Genomic DNA, 19,812 nt, shown 5'->3' with positions numbered 1-19,812 from the left:
AGTAAAAATGAAGAGTTCTATAATAAATAATAATGATTGGTCAGAAAAGACAATTAAATCAGCAGTTGATTCGCTTGGTCGTTTATATGCTACAGGCCGAAGAAAAGAATCTGCAGCAAGAGTATGGATAAAGCCGGGAAGTGGAAAATTTAGTGTTAACAAAAAAGGCGATCTAATTTCTTATTTTAAAAGAGAGTCAGTGTGCCAAATAGTGAAAATGCCATTTGTAGCAACTTCTACGTTAGACAAATATGATGTATTCGCAACTGTAAAGGGTGGAGGGCTATCTGGTCAAGCAGGTGCTCTAGCTCATGGAATAAGCAGAGCTTTAAGTAGTGTAAGCCAAGATTTGCATTCTATATTACGTAATGGTGAGTTCTTAACTAGAGATTCGCGTGTTGTTGAACGTAAGAAATATGGTCAACATAAAGCTCGGAAAAAGTGTCAATTTTCTAAGAGATAGTTATTTCATAGTGGTGTTTTTTTGTAAGTATTATACAAATATTTGCAAAAGTGTATAATATCCTCTATTTTTGTGATGAATTTAGTTGACTATCGGTGTCAACATAATATGCTATTTGTGTGATTTTTCAATATTAAGGTAATTTATGAGTAAAGAAGATATAATAAAACAATTAAAGGAAGATTGTTCTGGTCAGAATATAGATATAACAAAATCTGATTTGAGCAAGATTCATGATGCGTTTATTAAAATAATAAAGGATGAGCTGCATGGGAAAGGTGAAATACGTTTGCATGGAATAGGAACATTTTCTACTGCTATAAGTCAGGAGAAACAATGTCGTAACCCCCAAAATGGTGAGATCATGACTGTTCCTGAAAAGACAAGGGTAAAATTTAAAGCAAGCCAAACTCTTTTAAGTATTTTAAATGAGAAGGAAAAAGCAGCAGTTAGTTAGACATTACCATTTTCATTGTTTTTACTACGCTGTGTAAGCCATAAAATACAGCTTCGCTAATTAAATAGTGGCCTATGTTAAGAGCTGAGATGTGAGGTATTCTTGTCATCTTCTTAGCGTGTTTATAAGTTATGCCATGTCCTGCGTGGCATTCTATTCCTAATTTATTGACGTACTCTGCAGCATTAGTAATTAACTGTAACTTTTTCTCTGATGGATTATCACAGTAATCCCCTGTGTGAATTTCTATTATGTCAGGTTTTATCTCTAGCTTCTCAAGATATTTTAGTTGATTAATATTTGGATCGATAAACAGTGAGACTTTTATGCTAGAGCTATGCATTTCCTCTATTATACTAGAAAGTTTGTTGTGCATATTAATGATATCCAGGCCACCTTCGGTTGTTAATTCTTCTCTTTTTTCTGGTACTATACTAATCGAATAGGGTTTTACCTTTTTTGCTATTTCAAGCATTTCTTCCGTGGCTGCAATTTCAAGATTTAGCTCAGTGCTAATGCTTTTTTTTAGGTTAAATACGTCTTCATCTCTAATATGCCTTCTATCTTCTCGTAAGTGTACAGTAATAAAGTCTGCTCCAGCGTCAATGGCTATTTCTGCTGCTTTCAATAGATCTGGGTAGGAAGTTCCGCGTGCGTTGCGGAGGGTTGCAACGTGATCAATATTAACACCTAGTTTCACAATCTATCTCAAAAATTATTTATGGATTATACATGTTATTAGGTCTTTTGCATAGTCATTGTTTGATTAGCAATACCATAGCCGAGAGACGGGGTTGGCAAAATGTGTCAAGATGGCCTAGCATCACGCGCTGGAATGACATTTGGGAGTATATTATCCGTTTGTCACTTCTAAATGATAAAAGCCTCAATGAATTTATTAGTTTATTACATGTCTCTTTTCATGTATAAATCTATAGAAAGTTTTATACGGAAGTTGTTTTATGAGCAAAATTATAGAAATCAGAGCGCCAAAAAGTCTTGGTGGTGAGTCAGTTACGGAAGGTATAGTAAAAACAAAGAAAAATATTGGAGAAGCAGTAAAAGTAGATGACTTGATCTTTGAAATTGAGACTCACAAAACAGCACTTGAATTAACTGCAGAAGCTTCAGGGCAAATAACTGAATTTCTCGTAAAGGAAGATGATGTAATAAGTCCTGATCAATTGTTAGCGAAGTTTTCCGTGGGGGAAGTAAAAGAGGAAGCGAGAAAAGAAGATAAAAGCGAAAGTTCTGCTAAAAAAGATGCTCCATCAGCTCGCAAAATTATGGAAGAAAATGCAATTAATGCAGAAAGTGTCAAAGGAACTGGCATGGGAGGCAGAGTAACAAAGGCAGATGTGATAGGCCACATGAACAAAGCAGAACAGCCTGCAATAAAACAATACGAATTGCCAAAAAGTGTAGTGAGTGGAGAGCAAAGAGAGGAACGAGTAAAAATGAGCAAAATAAGACAAGTAATTGCTGCTCGTTTGAAGGCATCGCAAAATACTGCTGCAATACTGACCACGTTCAATGAAATTGACATGAAAAATGTCATGGATCTAAGAGCAAAATATAAGGACACTTTTGAAAAAAAATATGGAATAAAACTTGGTTTTATGTCGTTTTTTATAAAGGCAGCGGTGCAAGCACTGAAAGAGATCCCTGAAATTAACGCTGAGATCTCAGGCGATGAGATCATATATAAACATTACTATGACATAGGTGTTGCTGTTGGCACCGATAAAGGTCTTGTTGTGCCAGTTATTCGGAGTGCCGATCAGATGTCATTTGCAGAAATTGAGTTGACTTTAGTTGCTCTTGGCAAAAAAGCACGAGAAGGCAAATTACAAGTATCAGAAATGGAAGGTGCAACATTTACTATTTCAAACGGCGGAGTATACGGTTCGCTTCTTTCCACTCCGATAATAAACCCTCCGCAATCTGGAATACTTGGAATGCATTCAATACAAAACAGGCCAGTTGCCGTGGGTAATGCAGTAGAAATCAGACCTATGATGTATATCGCTCTCTCTTACGACCACAGAATAGTGGATGGCAAAGGAGCAGTGACTTTCCTTGTTAAAATAAAAAATTATATAGAAGATCCAAATAGATTAGTTTTGGAAGTGTAAATTGGTATTAACTTAAACAATGTCAGCAATTAAAAATGACAAGCAAGTTTTTCTAGAATCAGAAGGTTTCTAAGGCGGATGGTAAAATAGGAAAAATCGGCAAATGGCATCAAAAATTGATAGTCGCTCTTGGTTATTACTTGTTACCGAACTTGTTGCACAGCAATTTCCAAAGTGGGCTCACTTAGAGATCAAACCTGTTGAACTCAGTGGTATAGACAATAGAACTTTTCGCTTGGGTGAAGAGATGTTGATCAGGCTACCAAGCGCAGAAGATTATGCGCTACAAGTTCTAAAGGAGCAAAAATGGCTTGAGGTACTTGCACCACATTTGTCATTTTCTATTCCTAAGCCACTTGCAATGGGACAACCATCAAAGCATTATCCCTGGAATTGGTCAATATATAAGTGGATCGAAGGGGAAAGCATAAATGCATTGTCTATAGATGATCTGGATTTACAGATTATTGCTTCTCAGCTTGCACAATTTTTGAATGAGTTACATAAAATTGATGTTAAAGGAGGCCCTAATCCTGGACTCCATAACTTCTGGCGCGGCGATCACGTATCAGTCTATGACACAGAGGTAAGATCGGCCATTAAGGAATTGCAAGGTTTTATTGATGCTAGAACTATAATGTCCTTTTGGGAAAAAGCTATAAGCTCAAGATGGAACAAGAATCCAGTATGGATTCATGGTGACTTTGCAAGCGGGAATATCCTAGCGAAAGATGGATGTGTAGCTGCTGTAATCGATTTTGGATGTGTGGGTGTCGGCGATCCAGCCTGTGACTTGGTAATTGCCTGGACACTTTTGAACAACGAAAATCGGAGAATCTTCAAGTCACATCTATGTTTAGATCCAGACACGTGGGCCAGAGCAAGCGGCTGGGCTTTATGGAAGGCACTAATTACAATGCGCGACTGGAAGACAACAGAAGTTATGAAACAACAGAAAATTATTAATGAAATTCTAAATGAAGAAGCTTAGTTTAACCAAAGATTTTCAGTTCTATTTTTGCATACCTACCTTTCTTTGCTGTTCTCAAGTGAATTACTCTTAATCTAGCATAACTAACAACTTAAACGAACAACTCATTTTCAGCAAACTAAACAATGCCTGTGATAGGTTCTTAATTTGAAAAGATTTCCCAAATCTAATATGTCATTGCTGTAGGCTGCATTTAGTAATATAATCTCATATTAAATAAGACTTTACTTAAGTTTATGCTAGATTCTCCGCTAATTTTGACAGCCATTCTTATATTTTTCATTTTTACGTTGTCATTCTTTTTGATAAGAAAGATATTTGGGTCAACAAACAAGAAGATAATAAAATCCTTTAGGAAAATTGTTCAGCAAATAAATGCATTAGAAACAGAAATGCAGAGCTTATCTGATGAGGAGCTTGCTGGTAAAACTCAAGAATTCAAACAGGAATTGAAAAATGGGAAAACGTTAAATGATCTTCTCGTACCTGCATTTGCAGTTGTGCGTGAAGCCTCTCGAAGGTTTCTTAACATGAGACACTTCGATGTTCAACTGATCGGTGGAATGGTGCTCCATAACGGCATGATATCAGAAATGAAAACAGGAGAGGGAAAGACACTCGTTGCAACTTTAGCTGCATACCTTAATTCTTTAGAAGGGAAAGGCGTGCACGTCGTAACTGTTAACGATTATCTTGCAAAACGAGACACAGAGTGGATGAGCAAATTATATAATTCTCTTGGGGTTTCTGTTGCGTTTATCACGAATAACTTGACAGACGAAGAGAGAAAAGAGGCTTACAGTGCAGATATCGTGTATTCCACAAATAACGAGCTTGCCTTTGATTATCTGCGAGACAATATGAAATTTTCTCAAGAAGACATGGTTCAGAGAGGCTTTCACTACGGAATAGTTGATGAAGTAGACTCAATACTCATTGATGAAGCTCGCACTCCGCTTATTATTTCTGGCCAGATTGAGAAAAACAATCAGATATATAAGCATATCAATAAAATAGTAACCAAATTAGTTGACTCTGATTATGAGGTGGATGAAAAGGGTAGGGCAGTGTTCCTTACTGAAGATGGTATTTCACGAGTGGAAGAACTACTCAGGTCATACAATCTCATTCCTGAAAATTCCTCGCTCTATGATACTGACAGCATGATAATGACTCATTATATAGACCAAGCATTACGTGCACATAAGCTGTTTACTGCTGATAAAGATTATATAGTAAAGGATGGCAAGGTAGTGATTATTGATGAATTTACTGGGCGTATGATGGAGGGCAGGAGATATTCCGATGGTCTTCATCAGGCACTTGAAGCGAAGGAGAATCTTGAAATTCAGCATGAAAACCAAACTTTAGCATCGGTCACATTTCAGAATTACTTTCGTATGTACAATAAACTTTCCGGAATGACTGGAACAGCAGCAACAGAGGCAGAAGAGTTTCGTGATATATACAGACTAAATGTAGTAAAAATTCCAACCAATGTACCTGTAAAAAGAGTTGATATTGATGATGAAATTTATGGCACAGGAAAAGAAAAATTTAATGCTGTGTTGAAGTTTATAGAAGAATGCCACAAACGCCTTCAACCGGTCCTTGTTGGCACGGTAAGCATCGAAAACTCTGAGAAGCTTTCTGCGCTTTTGCAAAGCCATTCTCTTAAGCATTCAGTATTGAATGCTCGTTATCATGAACAAGAGGCGTACATAATAGCACAAGCTGGAGTGCCAGGTAGTATCACTATAGCAACTAACATGGCAGGACGTGGAACTGATATTCAACTCGGTGGAAACGCTGAAATGATTGCAAAGGTAGAGCTAAAGAAGATAAAAAATGCTGATGAAAGAGAAAAAAAATACCAAGAAATAGTCGAAAGAGTAAAAAAAGATAAGGAAATTGCTATAAAAGCTGGTGGTTTATGCGTGGTTGGAACCGAAAGACATGAAAGCAGGAGAATAGATGATCAATTACGCGGCCGTTCTGGTCGTCAGGGGGATCCTGGACTTTCTAAGTTCTTTTTATCACTTGAAGATGATCTAATGAGAATATTTGGTTCTGATAGAATGAGAAGCTTTTTACAAAAAGTAGGGTTAAAGAATAACGAAGCTATTCATCATCCATGGATCAATAAGGCACTTGAGAAGGCGCAGAAGAAAGTTGAAGCTAGAAACTATGATGTGCGGAAGTCTTTGCTTAAGTTTGATGACGTAATCAACAACCAACGTAAAGTTATTTTTAAGCAGAGAAACAATATCTTAGGCAACGAAATTAATGATTTACTTGAAGTATATAGCGAAGTAAATGAGAGCATAGTAGAAGGTATAATCCAAAGTGGCTATTATGAGGATTATATTGAAGATATAGTCAAAGAATTCCATACAAAGTATGGAATAACGCTTGATAAAGAAGATTTAGCAAAGTTTTTAAACAAACAAGAAGCTTTGAATTATATAAATGATAAGATACAAGAATTTTTTACTGAGAAAGAAAAATATTTCAACAGTCAGCACACTACAGATTTGTGGAATACGATCGTGAAGCAAGTAATGATAATGACACTTGATCATTTATGGAGGGAGCACCTTTCAACTTTAGAAAGCTTAAGACAAAGCATAAGCTTACGTGCCATGGGGCAGAAAGATCCACTGAATGAATTTAAACGCGAAGCTTTCTTGATGTTTGAGTCAATGCTTGAAAAATGGAAGGAACTCACCATTCATCGCTTAGCACACTTTAAGTTGGCAGACAACCAAGAGATAGGCAATAGGTTACATTCTGCTAGAAATAGCAGACTTTCCAAAGTCTCAAGAAACGATAAATGTCCTTGCAACTCCGGAAAGAAATACAAGCACTGCCACGGCGCGGTTACTGTGGTAAATTAGTAACTATGGTTGTACAGTTTGTTTATTTCCATCAACATTACTGCAGCTAACCTCACTTAGCTTACTGTTTAATGAATGCTCTGATGACTTATACGCAACCCCATAGGAAATTCCACCAACGATCAGTGCAGATGCCACAGTAATTCCAACTATTGCTAGTGCAGGTAATGCAGTAGCATAAATGAGTGCTAATGGAGCAACAATGGCAGCTAATATACCCACAGTAATTCCTGCTTTTGTAGCTTTAGGTCTATGAATAAATGATGGGTCTGCACCATAATTTAGTAGAAGTTTTGCTACTTTTGGATGTTGATAATTTAGTCTTGGATGTTCACCATAAGTGTAATAAACAGCATAATATAAAGGAGTTCTTCCGTCTTTATCTTGTACATCAACACCCGCACCTCCTTTTAATAGAGCCTCTGCTATTTGTGTATACCCGTTATCAGCAGCATAATGCAAAGGAGTTTTTCCATCTTTATCTTGTAGATTAACATCTGCTCCTTTTTCTAGCAAAACTTCTACTACTTGCGTGTGCCCATGTCCGGCAGCATAATGCAAAGGAGTTCTTCCACCTTCATCTTGTAGATTGATATTAGCTCCATTTTTTAGTAGAAGTTTCACTGTCTTTATATGCCCGTGCTCAGCAGCATAATGCAAAGGAGTTCTTTCACCTTCATCTTGTAGATTGATATTAGCTCCATTTTTTAGTAGAAGTTTCACTGTCTTTGTATGCCCGTGCTCAGCAGCATAATGCAAAGGAGTCCCTTTATCTTCATCTTGTGCATTAACGCCTGCTCCTTCTTCTAGCAAAACTTCTACTACTTGTGTATGCTCATGCTGAGCAGAATAATGTAAGGAGGTTTTTTCCCATTCATCTTGTACATTAACATTAGCTCCGTTTTTTGTTAAGTATCTTATACCAATTCCTAAAAATAAATAGAGGAATAAAGAAAAATTTCTAAAATAGAATAATTTAAGAATTAGTGGGGAGTTATGGCAGGAAAAAGTAAAGCAATAGGAGAAGAATTATATAATAAGTGTAACCTGGAATTAAAGAAGCACGGCATAAGAGGAGAGATAGGAAGAAGATTACAGGCAATAATATCTGCAAAAGAATATGGAATAACAAAAGTTGCTCAAATATACCGAATTACTAGAACTACATTGATGAAGTGGATTACAAGATTTAAGGAAGGAGGAGTCAATGCGTTTAAAATACAACCAGGACGTGGAGTAAAGCCGAAGTTGAGCTACAAGCAGCAAGAAGAAATTAAAAATGTCATAGCAGAAGAAGGAGCCAACCTAACGGCTAAGAAATTAAAAATCATAATTGAGAAAATGTTTTCTATTGAGGTAAGTAAGTCTACAGCACATAGACTGATGCAAAAGTTAGGTTTTTCGTATATTACTCCAAGGCCTGTGCACAATAAACAGGATAAAAATAAACAAGAAGAGTTTAAAAAAAAATCTTAATGAAACTATTGTCACGTATCCCGAAAAAGAGCTATTTTTCTTCGATGAGTCGCGGTTTGGCACACATTCAAAGATTGGACACGGGTGGTTTAAAAAAGGCATTAGGACACAGGTTAAGGTAAAATTAGGTAGGCAAAACTTTTATCTCTATAGTGCAGTTAATCCTAGAAATCGAGAGAGTTCTAGCTTATTCGTACCAAACGTCAATACTGATTGTATGAATATATTCCTTGAGCAGATGTCACAATATTTAGGAACAAGGGAGGCATTTCTTGTTGTGGATTGTGCAGGATGGCATAGATCCAAAGGTTTAAAAATACCACAAAATATTACCTTAATCTATTTACCTCCATATTCACCAGAGTTAAATCCAGTAGAGCGTTTATGGCAATATTTGAAAGACAATCTCATTAAAAATAGAATATATGACTCTGTTAGTTTATTGGAGGATACTGTATGTGCATTCATTCGTAATATTACGGAAAGTTCGATCAAAACCATTTGTTCTGTGAGTTATTTGCCTACTTATTTATGAGATTTGGTATAACGCTCATGGAGCAAAGGCACCCTGCTAGTAGAAATCTTTTAACAAAAGGAAGGTAAAGGTAAAAATGATAAAAATGCCAATAAAATTACAAGACCTGAGAAGAAAGATATATATCAAAGCGAAAGCAGAACCGGAATGGCGATTCTGGGGAATCTATGTTCACGTCTGTAAGATGGAGACACTGGAGGAAGCATATAAGCTAACAAAGAAGAGTAATGGGGCACCAGGAATAGATGGGATGACATTCGAATCGATAGAGGCAGAAGGCTTAGAAAAGTATCTTCAACAAATAAGACACGAACTAATAACCAAGACCTATAGCCCAAATAGGAACCGGAGGAAGGAAATACCAAAATCTGGAGGAAAATTCAGAAAGTTGAACATACCCTGCATCCGGGATAGAATAGTGCAAACAGCACTGAAGCTAATACTTGAACCGATATTCGAATCAGACTTCCAAAAAGGATCATACGGGTATAGACCTAAGCGTAATGCGCATGAAGCAGTACAAAAAGTAACGGAAGCAGCAATCAAAGGCAATACAAAAGTAATTGACGTAGATCTGAAATCCTACTTCGACAATGTGCGACATCATATTCTGATGGAAAAGATTGCCAAAAGAATAAATGACAAAGAAATCATGCGCATGATTAAGCTAATCCTCAAAACAGGAGGAAAACGAGGAATAGCACAAGGATCACCACTTTCGCCACTACTAAGCAATATATACCTAAATGAGGTAGATAAAATGTTGGAGAAAGCAAAAGAGGTGACCAAAGAAGGAAAGTACCAACGTATGGAATATGCCAGATGGGCAGACGATTTAGTGATACTGATTAGTGAACACCCGAAACGGGAATGGCTAGAAAGAGCAGTATACAGAAGGTTGGAAGAAGAATTAGCAAAACTAGAAGTGAGCGTAAATGAAGAAAAGACAAAAGTCATCAACCTAAAGAAAGGAGAAACATTTAGCTTCCTAGGGTTTGATTTTCAAGAGAATATCACAAGACAAGGAAAATGGAATGTCAGGAAAACACCGCAGATGAAAGCACGAACAAACCTGCTACGCAAGTTGAAGGAAATATTTCGGCGCTATAAATCGCAACCGATAAAAAGAGTGATACATGACATCAATCCGATATTGAGAGGGTGGGTAAACTACTTTAGGATAGGGAACTCTGGTCGAAAGTTCAATTACGTAAAACATTGGGTGGAAAAGAAGGTAAGACGCAACTTAATGCGAGCCAGGAAAGCAAAGAAAGGGTTTGGGTGGAAGAAGTGGAGTAGCGAATGGATATACAAAACGCTGGGTCTATATTCAGACTACAGAATAAGGTATTACAAACCGAAAGCATCACCAGTACAATATGTGATAAACTTTGGTAAAGAATCTGCTAGGAAAGCGTAGTGCGGGAAAACCGCATGCTGCGTTTGACGAGGCGGGAGCTGGAAACGTTAACATGGGAATTTGGATTGAGGCCTATTGTGAAAACAATGGATCAGCCACCAAACCCTAAAGTAGGCGCGCCAGTTCTCGACCCTACAGATTTTTTTGAAACACAAATCATTGCGAGGATCGAGAAATTTTGAAAGAGCCATGGCAAAAATGCTTGAAAATATTAATAATTATACACTATTATTAACAATTATTCAACCATATTTTTGAAGATAGCTATAGCTATGCTGCCGCGGTATCTCTTAGCATAGATCCCGCTAACAAGTAGCGGGATGACGAGGTTATCGTCATACCGCCGTGAACCGTCATACCGCCGCGGCGCTAACTAGTAGCGGAATGACGGTTTTTCAAATTGTCGGTAAATCTAAGTCAGTTTAGCTATAGGCAGCAATTTTCTGTATTTATTTTAAATTGAAGAAAGCTCAAATGAAAGATCGTGTTTTGCTAAAAATCACAGAATGCAGTCTGGTTACACCTTATCTTTGTTAGCTATAGCAAGTAATTGTATTTGTAATATGACAAATCACCTGCTGAAAAATCATTTTATGATCTAAATCAGTTTTTTTACAGGTAACTTCTAAGCTTATCAATTCTTCCAAAATCTTTTTAAGTTCTGAAAGTTGCAAACTTTTCAAATGAGATTTAAAGCTCTGCAATTGTTTAAAAAACAATGGAGGGCTTAGCTGATCAATCGCAGCCTGCTCACTCATTCCACCTTGCACTGACAGCAAAACGTTTTCAAGGCGTAGGAAATAATTTGATATAATGCGAATTAGCGCTATCGGTGAAAAATTTTCTTGCGATATCAATGCATCAGAAATTCTAATGAAGCGCGACATATCTTTACTTGCTATGGCAGAGCATAGATCATCAAGTGTAGCATAGTCGTTGCCGGAAGTTGAAAAGCATAATTCTATATCAGTAAGTTTTAGGTCTTTTCTCTCCCCTAAGTACAAAACTAACTTCTCAAGTTCTGAACATATAGGCAGCTTGCTATGATTAAAGTAAGATTGCAAATGGTAGATTATCTCATTTGTGCATTTTATATCATTTTGTTTTAAGTAACTTGATATAATGTCATAAAGATTGCTGTTGCTGTCCTTATAGCAAGCAATCACACCAAAAATTTTTGAACTCTCCATATAACTTTTAGTCGCAGAATTATATGGAAGATCACTTGCTACCATCATTACATAGTGACCACTTGCGTTATAATCCAATACGTTTTTTAACTCTTTGGATATACCTCCACTCACATTTATCAGCTTAATTAATTTTTTGCTGGTAAACATCGAAATGTTTGCCAATTCAGAAAACAGTAAACCGGGTGACTTATTCACTATTGCAAAATCCATCACCTGAACTGAATACTCATCCAAATTGGCAATTATTTCTTGTACATAAAAACCAACCCTACTGTTATCACTTCCATGAATTAACACACCACTTAAAGCATCAGGTTTCTCTAGGAATTTTTTAACTTTGGATGGTATGACCCTCATGCCATCTATATGATATCATTCTCATTTGATTGTACATGAGTATCCAAAGACTCTGAGTTTTCTTGCGCAATATTGTGCACATCATCTGCCGTACTCTGCACATTATCCGACTCTTCTGTTTTTCCTGTAATATAATTATAAAATTTTTTCACAGGTTGAGATATATATTTGGAAAAAAATCCTTCTTCGCTCATATTGCTTACTCCATAAAATTAACAGCTTATCATTAGCACATAAACAATAATATAGCAAAGACTATTTTGTGCTAAGATAGTGATGTTTTATAATGAGTATATTACAAAATTATTAACATTCGAGACTAAAATCAAGCCAACCTGCTTAATACTAACCTTATAAAATAAGCGATAATTAAATATACGGCTGCAACAAGTATAATTGCAGGTCCAGTTAACAAATCAAAACTTGCAGATAACATCAGACCTGATATCCCAGAAATCACAGAAAAAACTGTTGCAACAATAATCATCTGCATTGGAGTTTTCGAAATGAGCCTTGCAGATGCTGCTGGTATTAGCAAAAATGCAGCAATGAGTAATATTCCTATTAATTGGGCAGCAATTGCTATAAATATAGCAAGAGTGATTAAAAATTCTAGTCTAACAAAATTAACATTAATCTTCTCAACTACTGCTAAATCTTGATTAATTGAAATCATTAACCAATAACGCCATCTAAATATTAATATCAAAGTAACTATTACAGAGATTAAAAAAATCAATATTATATCACTTTGATCGAGCGTTAATATATCACCAAACAGTGAGCTAATAATACTATTATTGCCCGATGGAAGAAAAGACATAAGTATTAAACTCGATGATAAAACTACATTGGTAACAATGTTCAATATCGTATCAGCAGAATATAATCTGTTAAAATTAAGAGAAAGTAGTATAGCAAATGTAATTGCAATGAGCATTATGCTAAGCGATGGGCTAATCTTAAAGATTAAAGCAAGTGCAACACCAAGCAACGAAGAATGGGACAAACTATCACCAAGATAAGATAACCTTTGCCATATCATAAACGATCCTAAAGCGCCTGTTACTAGGCTAATTACGACTACTGCAACTAGACTATTGATGAAAAAGTCCTGGGTAAACATTTCAAGCATGCTATATGGCTATTAGATAACTGACAACAAATCTATCTTCGGATATTAAAACGTTATGGGTTCTGCATGCTGCACCGGTTGTCATAAATTCAAAATTTAAACCTTTTTGTTCCATAAGATAGGACTTCACTGAAGAACTTGGTATATTGCGTGTTTTACCAGTACCTATTATCAAAATTTCTATTTCCTCTGTTAAAAAAGATTTAAAATGTTCCTTGCTATTTATATCACTTTCTTTCAATTTAATCACCTTTTCAGGAAAAACTATAATTGAGCCGCAATATTCTCTATTATTCACCAAAAATTTTCCTTCCCTGTAACCATTTATAAGATTTTTATTCTCGGAAATTAAGGGCATAAAGTCAAACTATTAATTGAGTGTCACATACCCACCATTCTGGTTGCTTTTCTCTGATATTAACTGCAGCAGCTTTTGCATTTTCCTCACTATCGAATATTCCAAAGCATGATACACCACTGCCTGACATGCGAGAAAGTATAGAGCCTTCTTGTGACTCAAGTGTTGATATCACATCCTGAATTTCAGGTACAAGACTTACTGCTATCTCTTGAAGATCGTTTCTCGTCTCTTTAAGAAGCTTCAACAAATCCTTTTCAGCGTCATCGCTCCATTTAATTGGCTCAGAAAATTCTCCTTCATGTTTGGAAAATACCTCTAGTGTGCTCAAAAACTTTTTTTTCGGCTTCACCAGTACTATATTTGTGGGTAGAGAGAATTTTTTTATGGGACACAACTCTTCACCAATACCTCTAACAAAAACTGGCTTGCTATCTATACTCGCAGGAACATCAGCACCAACGCTTAAAGCTATTTCATTTAAAATCGTCCTATCAATCTTCCACAGCTTCCCTAGTATGCGTACCACAGCTCCAGCATCTGAGGAGCCACTGCCCAAACCCGCAGCAATTGGTATATTTTTCACAACCTTTACAATGACTTGAGTTCGCGCAGGAGCATATCTAAGCAATAGATTAACTGCTCTCATTACGGTGTTGTACCTGTTATTAATTCTAAGTTCGGAATTTACAAATTCAACTGTAGAGTTATCGTATCTAGAATACTTCTCACCTACTTTTATTTCCAAAAAATTAGAAAGATTAGCAAAGACAAATAAACCTTCAATCAAGTGATATCCTGTTTCCTTCTTATTTACAACATGCAAAAAAAGATTGATTTTTGCAGGCGCCTTTACACAAAAACTTTTCATTATATATCTTCACTAAGATTATTTTTACATTATATGTATAATGCTATTTTAGTCAATTTCTATAAGGTTTTTGCACTTCTGATGAGATCAAATGCCATAAATCCCAATTTCTCTGTATGGGTAAATGCGTCCGCTGGTACAGGCAAAACAAAAATCTTAATAGACAGAGTATTGAGACTTTTATTAGAAAACAAAAGAAATATTCTCTGCTTAACGTTCACCAACGCTGCAGCAAACGAGATGGAGAATCGCATTCACAGCATACTCAGTAAGTGGGCAATATGCTCAGAAAGTGAATTAATAATGGATCTGGAACAACTAGACCTATTGCAAATCAGAAAAAAAGAAACCTGGATCCCAGTGTCACGCACTGGGATGACAGGGGATGACGCAGAAATAACGGAGAATGATGCTGAGGTGATAGCACCACATAATCACGATTTAAGTGAAAATCCAGTAGCTCACCCTTCGACGTCATCCCAGCACCCCTATTTGTCATCCCAGCACCCCTACTTGTCATCCCAGTGCGTGACACTGGGATCCAGAAAAAATAAAGATTATTTAACAAGAGCAAGAAGGCTTTTCTCTGAATTGGAAAATCTTGGTCTAACTATACAAACCATACACGCTTTCTGTTACAAATTAATTTCCAACTTTCCCATAGAAGCTGGCATCGCCCCAAATTGTACGCTGAGTGAATGTAAAGAATTACATTCCATCATATTCAATAAAGTGCTTCATAACGAAACTGTGCAGGATGATATCAATCTTATTGCGGCTGAATTTGATGAAAATAAGCTACGCGATTTGCTTTATACTTTATGTATAAAAAGATCGATATCAGAAAATGATTCAGAATATATCAAAGATAAACTCAGTGCTCCAGATGAAATTCATGACTTACAGAGTGAAACGACTGAGCACATAAAAAGATTAGCCGAGATATTAAGTGAAGGCAGTAAAAGAGATCAGAGTTATAGTGCAATGCTCTATGATTGGTGTAATAGATTCCTTGTAAAATCTCCTATCATTCCACCACTCTCTGTCATTCCAGCGCGTGACGCTGGAATCCAGAAAAAAAGAAATATGGATCCCAGTGTCAGCTACTCGGATGACACCGGAATGGAGCGGAAAGACACCAGAATAGAAGATTTAGCCAAGGTATTTCTCAAATCAGAATCGCACGAAAAAAAGAGCATATCATCCATTGCAACAAAAAGTACTTTGGAAAAATTTAGAGATGCAGAGCAAATAATAGAGAGCGTTCAGAATGTAGTGTTTACTCATATAAAAGACATGAACTCTTATCAAATATTCAAGAGAACCAGTAGCTTACTTGGTATATTTAAAGTATATGTTGATCTATACAGTAGCGAAAAATCAAAAAACGCACTGCTTGACTACAATGATATAATTGGCTTAGCAACAAATCTTCTCAGCAATCCAAACTACAAAGATTGGATATTGTTTAACTTGGATCAAAAAATAGATCACATCCTTGTTGACGAGGCACAAGACAATAGCATCAGCCAGTGGAAAATTATAACAAATCTCTGCGATGAATTTTTTGCCGGTAATGATGAAAAGCGAACCTTATTTGTAGTTGGTGACGTAAAACAATCCATATACAGATTTCAAGGAGCAAATCCCCATCTATTCAACTACATGCAACAATACTTTCATACGAAAACTGGTGGCAGAGATTGGATATCATGCCAACTTGAAAAGTCATTTCGTTCAACTCCAGAAGTTTTAATGCTTGTAGATAGAATATTTAATAACTTCCGCGCAGAAATATCTTTTGTTGATAATGAAATAAAACATGTTCCACATAGAGAAAATGATCAAGGATATATTGAAATTTGGCCAGCGTTACCAAAGTGTAAAGAGAAAGAACAGCGAGCTTTACAAATTCCTCTGACATGCAGGAAAGATTATATAATAACAGACCGATTACTTGCTCAAACAATAGCCAACAGAATTCACAATTGGTTAAACGAAGGGCGGATTTTAGTCGCTAAAGATCGCCATATAGAGCCAAGGGATATTGTGATTCTGGTACGGCAACGAAACGTGTTAGTTGATTACATAATAAGCGAACTTAAAAAAGCAAACGTGCCAGTTGTAGGCCGAGATTATTTTAGAATTATGGACTATATAGCCGTGCAGGACTTAATAGCTTTGGCCGAATTTTTACTCCTCCAGGCAAATGATCTAGCTCTTGCAAATGCTTTAAAATCACCGTTATTCAATTTTACCGAAGATGATTTATTTAACATTGCATATGACCGTAAAGAGCATTCACTATGGGAAAGAATTCAGGATTATTCTGTGGTTATCTATAGTGAATTAAACTATCTCATTAACTTATCTCGCATAGAGTCTCCTCTTGCACTATTTACACATATATTGCGTACAGGTAAGAAGAAATTTGCTGCAAGGCTAGGTCTTGAGTGCTTCGAGGTTCTAGACGAATTTATGAACCTTGTGTTGCAATTTGAAAACCCATCTCTTCAAGCGTTTGTTCAGTGGATCAAGGAGAATAACCCGGAGATTAAGAATGATATGCAATCAGAACGCAATGCTGTGCGAATAATGACAATTCACAAATCAAAAGGTCTGCAAGCTCCCATAGTATTTTTGGTTGATACAAACACAGTGCCAAGAAACAGTGAAAGCATTATCTTTGATGGAACGGAAGTGCCATTTTGGTGTGGAAAAAACAATAACGCTTATTGTGATCAAGTAAAAAGAGAGAAAAAACTAGAGGATTATAACGAATATTTGCGTTTATTATATGTAGCACTCACACGTGCTGAAGATGAGTTATACATCTTAAGTAAAGAGCCAGTGCAAAAGGGCTCTTGGTATGATCTAATCACTCAGTATGGAGAACCATATGAAAAGAAACAAGCATACTTACAGCCAATATTTAAAGAAAAAGTTGAAGTGCTATGTGTGAACGCAAACTACCCTTACATTTATAAAAAACGTGATTATTTTGACGTTCCAGTCATTTCCCTTCCGCCAAACCTATCAATGTCATTCCAGTGCTTGACACTGGAATCCAGTAAAAAAGAAGGAGAACCAGCATCAGCTACTCACTCTCCTGTGTCATTCCAGCACTTGATGCTGGAATCCAGAGAAAAAGAAGCCTGGATCCCAGTGTCTGGCTACTTGGATGACAAAAAAAGGAGTGCTGGAATGACAAAAAGTAGCGCTGAAACGAAAGACAGTTATACAAGAGGCTTAATAATCCACAGCATATTACAATATATGCCCAAGATAGAAAAAGAAAGGAGAAAAAACTGGGTCAGAAAATATCTTGACAATATAAACACCAGTGAAGATAAGGATGAAATTTACAGTAAAATATTGGCCTTTAATGAAAAATATGGCTATTTGTTTGACTTAGAAGGCAAATCAGAGATTACACTGAGTGGAATAATCGATGGCGAACCAGTATTAGTACGACTAGATAGGCTATGCATAACGCAAGATAAAGCGATCATAATTGACTACAAATCACACCGTAACGTTTCTGTTTCCTTATTAAATGAAATAAAAAAGCAAATGCTGACCTATAAAACCTTAGTACAAGAAATATATCCAAACAAGCAAGTAGAGTGTGTGGTTATTTGGGTGGAAGATTTAACCATTCAATCTGACCTTTAACGAAACTTGATTACAAGAAATAGCTACTACGTCATACCCCGCGGTATCTCTTAGCATAGATCCCTTACTTAACCGTCATACCGCGATTCATTCGCGGTATCTCTAGATCCCGCTAACAAGTAGCGGGATGACGAATTAATTAACTGTCATGCCGCCGCGAACCGTCATACCGCGATTCATTCGCGGTATCTCATCCGCTAACAAGCAGCGGGATGACAGCAGTCCTACGTCATACCGCTGCGGATAGATCCCGCTAACAAGTAGCGGGATGACGAATTAATTAACTGTCATGCCGCCGCAGACCGTCATACCGCGATTCATTCGCGGTATCTCATCCGCTAACAAGCAGCGGGATGACAGCAGTCCTACGTCATACCGCTGCGGATAGATCCCGCTAACAAGTAGCGGGATGACGAATTAATTAACTGTCATACCACCGCAAACCGTCATACCGCCACTCCTTTTTCGTCATGCCGCCGCGAACCGTCATCCCGCTACTCCTTTCCCGTCATCCCGCTACGTGTTAGCGGGATCTCAGCATAGCTATCTTAAAGCTAAGTAATATAAGTCAACCCAGCTAGGATTCTTTTGATTGATCAAATTAATTTTCCACTGCCTTGGCCATTCTTTCAGGCGCCTTTCTCTTGCAATAGCTAAACTTATATCTTCAAACTCTTCAAAATATACAAGTTTATTTACATTATATCTTGATGTAAAACCTGAAACAATTTTGTTTTTGTGTTCCCAAATCCTCTTGATCAAATTTGCAGTTACACCAATACATAATGTGCTATTAGCTTTATTTGTAATACCAAATCTCATAAATAAGTAGGCAAATAACTCACAGAACAAATGGTTTTGATCGAACTTTCCGTAATATTACGAATGAATGCACATACAGTATCCTCCAATAAACTAACAGAGTCATATATTCTATTTTTAATGAGATTGTCTTTCAAATATTGCCATAAACGCTCTACTGGATTTAACTCTGGTGAATATGGAGGTAAATAGATTAAGGTAATATTTTGTGGTATTTTTAAACCTTTGGATCTATGCCATCCTGCACAATCCACAACAAGAAATGCCTCCCTTGTTCCTAAATATTGTGACATCTGCTCAAGGAATATATTCATACAATCAGTATTGACGTTTGGTACGAATAAGCTAGAACTCTCTCGATTTCTAGGATTAACTGCACTATAGAGATAAAAGTTTTGCCTACCTAATTTTACCTTAACCTGTGTCCTAATGCCTTTTTTAAACCACCCGTGTCCAATCTTTGAATGTGTGCCAAACCGCGACTCATCGAAGAAAAATAGCTCTTTTTCGGGATACGTGACAATAGTTTCATTAAGATTTTTTTTTAAACTCTTCTTGTTTATTTTTATCCTGTTTATTGTGCACAGGCCTTGGAGTAATATACGAAAAACCTAACTTTTGCATCAGTCTATGTGCTGTAGACTTACTTACCTCAATAGAAAACATTTTCTCAATTATGATTTTTAATTTCTTAGCCGTTAGGTTGGCTCCTTCTTCTGCTATGACATTTTTAATTTCTTCTTGCTGCTTGTAGCTCAACTTCGGCTTTACTCCACGTCCTGGTTGTATTTTAAACGCATTGACTCCTCCTTCCTTAAATCTTGTAATCCACTTCATCAATGTAGTTCTAGTAATTCGGTATATTTGAGCAACTTTTGTTATTCCATATTCTTTTGCAGATATTATTGCCTGTAATCTTCTTCCTATCTCTCCTCTTATGCCGTGCTTCTTTAATTCCAGGTTACACTTATTATATAATTCTTCTCCTATTGCTTTACTTTTTCCTGCCATAACTCCCCACTAATTC

At 36.6% G+C, this 19,812-nt stretch carries 17 protein-coding genes; 8 read left to right on the top strand and 9 right to left on the bottom strand.

Annotated elements, in window-relative coordinates; translation table 11 throughout:
- Window positions 1-7: 7 nt before the first annotated feature.
- Entirely contained in the window at window positions 8-463 is a 456-nt protein-coding gene (gene rpsI / locus WKH12_RS00580) for a 30S ribosomal protein S9 (RefSeq protein ID WP_341822254.1), read from the top strand.
- Window positions 464-608: 145 nt separating this feature from the next.
- Window positions 609-920, top strand: coding sequence for an HU family DNA-binding protein (locus tag WKH12_RS00575; RefSeq protein ID WP_264688310.1), 312 nt, complete (start codon window positions 609-611; stop codon window positions 918-920).
- On the opposite strand, the gene WKH12_RS00570 is transcribed toward WKH12_RS00575, so the two are convergent.
- Window positions 913-1,620 carry a pyridoxine 5'-phosphate synthase gene (locus WKH12_RS00570; protein WP_434732379.1) on the bottom strand — a complete coding sequence of 236 codons (708 nt, stop codon included), beginning with the start codon at window positions 1,618-1,620 and terminating at the stop codon, window positions 913-915. The genes WKH12_RS00575 and WKH12_RS00570 overlap by 8 nt on opposite strands.
- A gap of 262 nt (window positions 1,621-1,882) precedes the next feature.
- On the opposite strand from WKH12_RS00570, the gene odhB reads away from it, so the two are divergent.
- The 3 genes from odhB (at window position 1,883) to secA (ending at window position 6,943) form a co-directional block, all read left to right on the top strand.
- Window positions 1,883-3,055, top strand: a complete 1,173-nt coding sequence (gene odhB, locus WKH12_RS00565; protein ID WP_434732378.1) for a 2-oxoglutarate dehydrogenase complex dihydrolipoyllysine-residue succinyltransferase — start codon at window positions 1,883-1,885, stop codon at window positions 3,053-3,055.
- Between the two features lie 103 nt (window positions 3,056-3,158).
- A complete protein-coding gene (locus WKH12_RS00560) occupies window positions 3,159-4,046 on the top strand; it encodes an aminoglycoside phosphotransferase family protein (RefSeq protein ID WP_341822259.1) in 888 nt (295 codons plus the stop codon).
- Window positions 4,047-4,282: 236 nt separating this feature from the next.
- On the top strand, window positions 4,283-6,943 hold the full coding sequence (secA, locus tag WKH12_RS00555) for a preprotein translocase subunit SecA (RefSeq protein ID WP_434732377.1): 2,661 nt from the start codon (window positions 4,283-4,285) through the stop codon (window positions 6,941-6,943).
- Between the two features lie 3 nt (window positions 6,944-6,946).
- Here secA and WKH12_RS00550 read toward each other — a convergent pair whose 3' ends face one another.
- Window positions 6,947-7,864 carry an ankyrin repeat domain-containing protein gene (locus WKH12_RS00550; protein ID WP_434732674.1) on the bottom strand — a complete coding sequence of 306 codons (918 nt, stop codon included), beginning with the start codon at window positions 7,862-7,864 and terminating at the stop codon, window positions 6,947-6,949.
- Window positions 7,865-7,939: 75 nt separating this feature from the next.
- On the opposite strand from WKH12_RS00550, the gene WKH12_RS00545 reads away from it, so the two are divergent.
- Both WKH12_RS00545 and ltrA read left to right on the top strand, forming a co-directional pair.
- Window positions 7,940-8,954, top strand: a protein-coding gene (locus WKH12_RS00545; protein WP_434732009.1) for an IS630 family transposase whose coding sequence is annotated in 2 segments (ribosomal slippage) — window positions 7,940-8,404 and window positions 8,406-8,954 — 1,014 coding nt in all. Because the reading frame shifts where the segments join, the coding sequence is not laid out codon by codon here.
- A gap of 76 nt (window positions 8,955-9,030) precedes the next feature.
- Window positions 9,031-10,374, top strand: a complete 1,344-nt coding sequence (ltrA, locus tag WKH12_RS00540; RefSeq protein WP_434732173.1) for a group II intron reverse transcriptase/maturase — start codon at window positions 9,031-9,033, stop codon at window positions 10,372-10,374.
- Window positions 10,375-10,907: 533 nt separating this feature from the next.
- Here ltrA and holA read toward each other — a convergent pair.
- From holA to WKH12_RS00515, 5 genes are all read right to left on the bottom strand, one after another.
- Window positions 10,908-11,924 carry a DNA polymerase III subunit delta gene (gene holA / locus WKH12_RS00535; RefSeq protein ID WP_253307336.1) on the bottom strand — a complete coding sequence of 339 codons (1,017 nt, stop codon included), beginning with the start codon at window positions 11,922-11,924 and terminating at the stop codon, window positions 10,908-10,910.
- A gap of 5 nt (window positions 11,925-11,929) precedes the next feature.
- Window positions 11,930-12,118 carry a hypothetical protein gene (locus tag WKH12_RS00530; protein ID WP_096618007.1) on the bottom strand — a complete coding sequence of 63 codons (189 nt, stop codon included), beginning with the start codon at window positions 12,116-12,118 and terminating at the stop codon, window positions 11,930-11,932.
- Window positions 12,119-12,249: 131 nt separating this feature from the next.
- Window positions 12,250-13,059: a metal ABC transporter permease gene (locus tag WKH12_RS00525; protein ID WP_253307337.1), complete on the bottom strand. Its 810-nt coding sequence runs from the start codon at window positions 13,057-13,059 to the stop codon at window positions 12,250-12,252.
- 1 nt (window position 13,060) lies between these two features.
- Window positions 13,061-13,417 carry an Mth938-like domain-containing protein gene (locus WKH12_RS00520; protein WP_253307338.1) on the bottom strand — a complete coding sequence of 119 codons (357 nt, stop codon included), beginning with the start codon at window positions 13,415-13,417 and terminating at the stop codon, window positions 13,061-13,063.
- Between the two features lie 4 nt (window positions 13,418-13,421).
- Window positions 13,422-14,288, bottom strand: coding sequence for a 4-(cytidine 5'-diphospho)-2-C-methyl-D-erythritol kinase (locus tag WKH12_RS00515; protein ID WP_434732376.1), 867 nt, complete (start codon window positions 14,286-14,288; stop codon window positions 13,422-13,424).
- 81 nt (window positions 14,289-14,369) lie between these two features.
- Between WKH12_RS00515 and WKH12_RS00510 the strand changes: the two genes are divergently transcribed.
- Window positions 14,370-17,963, top strand: coding sequence for a UvrD-helicase domain-containing protein (locus WKH12_RS00510; RefSeq protein WP_434732673.1), 3,594 nt, complete (start codon window positions 14,370-14,372; stop codon window positions 17,961-17,963).
- 543 nt (window positions 17,964-18,506) lie between these two features.
- On the opposite strand, the gene WKH12_RS00505 is transcribed toward WKH12_RS00510, so the two are convergent.
- Together WKH12_RS00505 and WKH12_RS00500 are read right to left on the bottom strand one after the other, a co-directional pair.
- A complete protein-coding gene (locus WKH12_RS00505; protein ID WP_434732375.1) occupies window positions 18,507-18,785 on the bottom strand; it encodes a GIY-YIG nuclease family protein in 279 nt (92 codons plus the stop codon).
- Window positions 18,782-19,796 (bottom strand): IS630 family transposase gene (locus WKH12_RS00500; protein ID WP_434732009.1). Its coding sequence is split into 2 segments (ribosomal slippage): window positions 18,782-19,330 and window positions 19,332-19,796, totalling 1,014 coding nucleotides; the frame shifts between segments, so codons are not numbered across the junction. The genes WKH12_RS00505 and WKH12_RS00500 overlap by 4 nt, the downstream gene beginning before the upstream one ends.
- Window positions 19,797-19,812: the final 16 nt, after the last annotated feature.

It is taken from the genome of Wolbachia endosymbiont of Zygogramma bicolorata (assembly GCF_051130665.1).
Taxonomy (GTDB): Bacteria; Pseudomonadota; Alphaproteobacteria; order Rickettsiales; family Anaplasmataceae; genus Wolbachia.
This window is presented reverse-complemented; position numbering and strand designations above follow the sequence as displayed.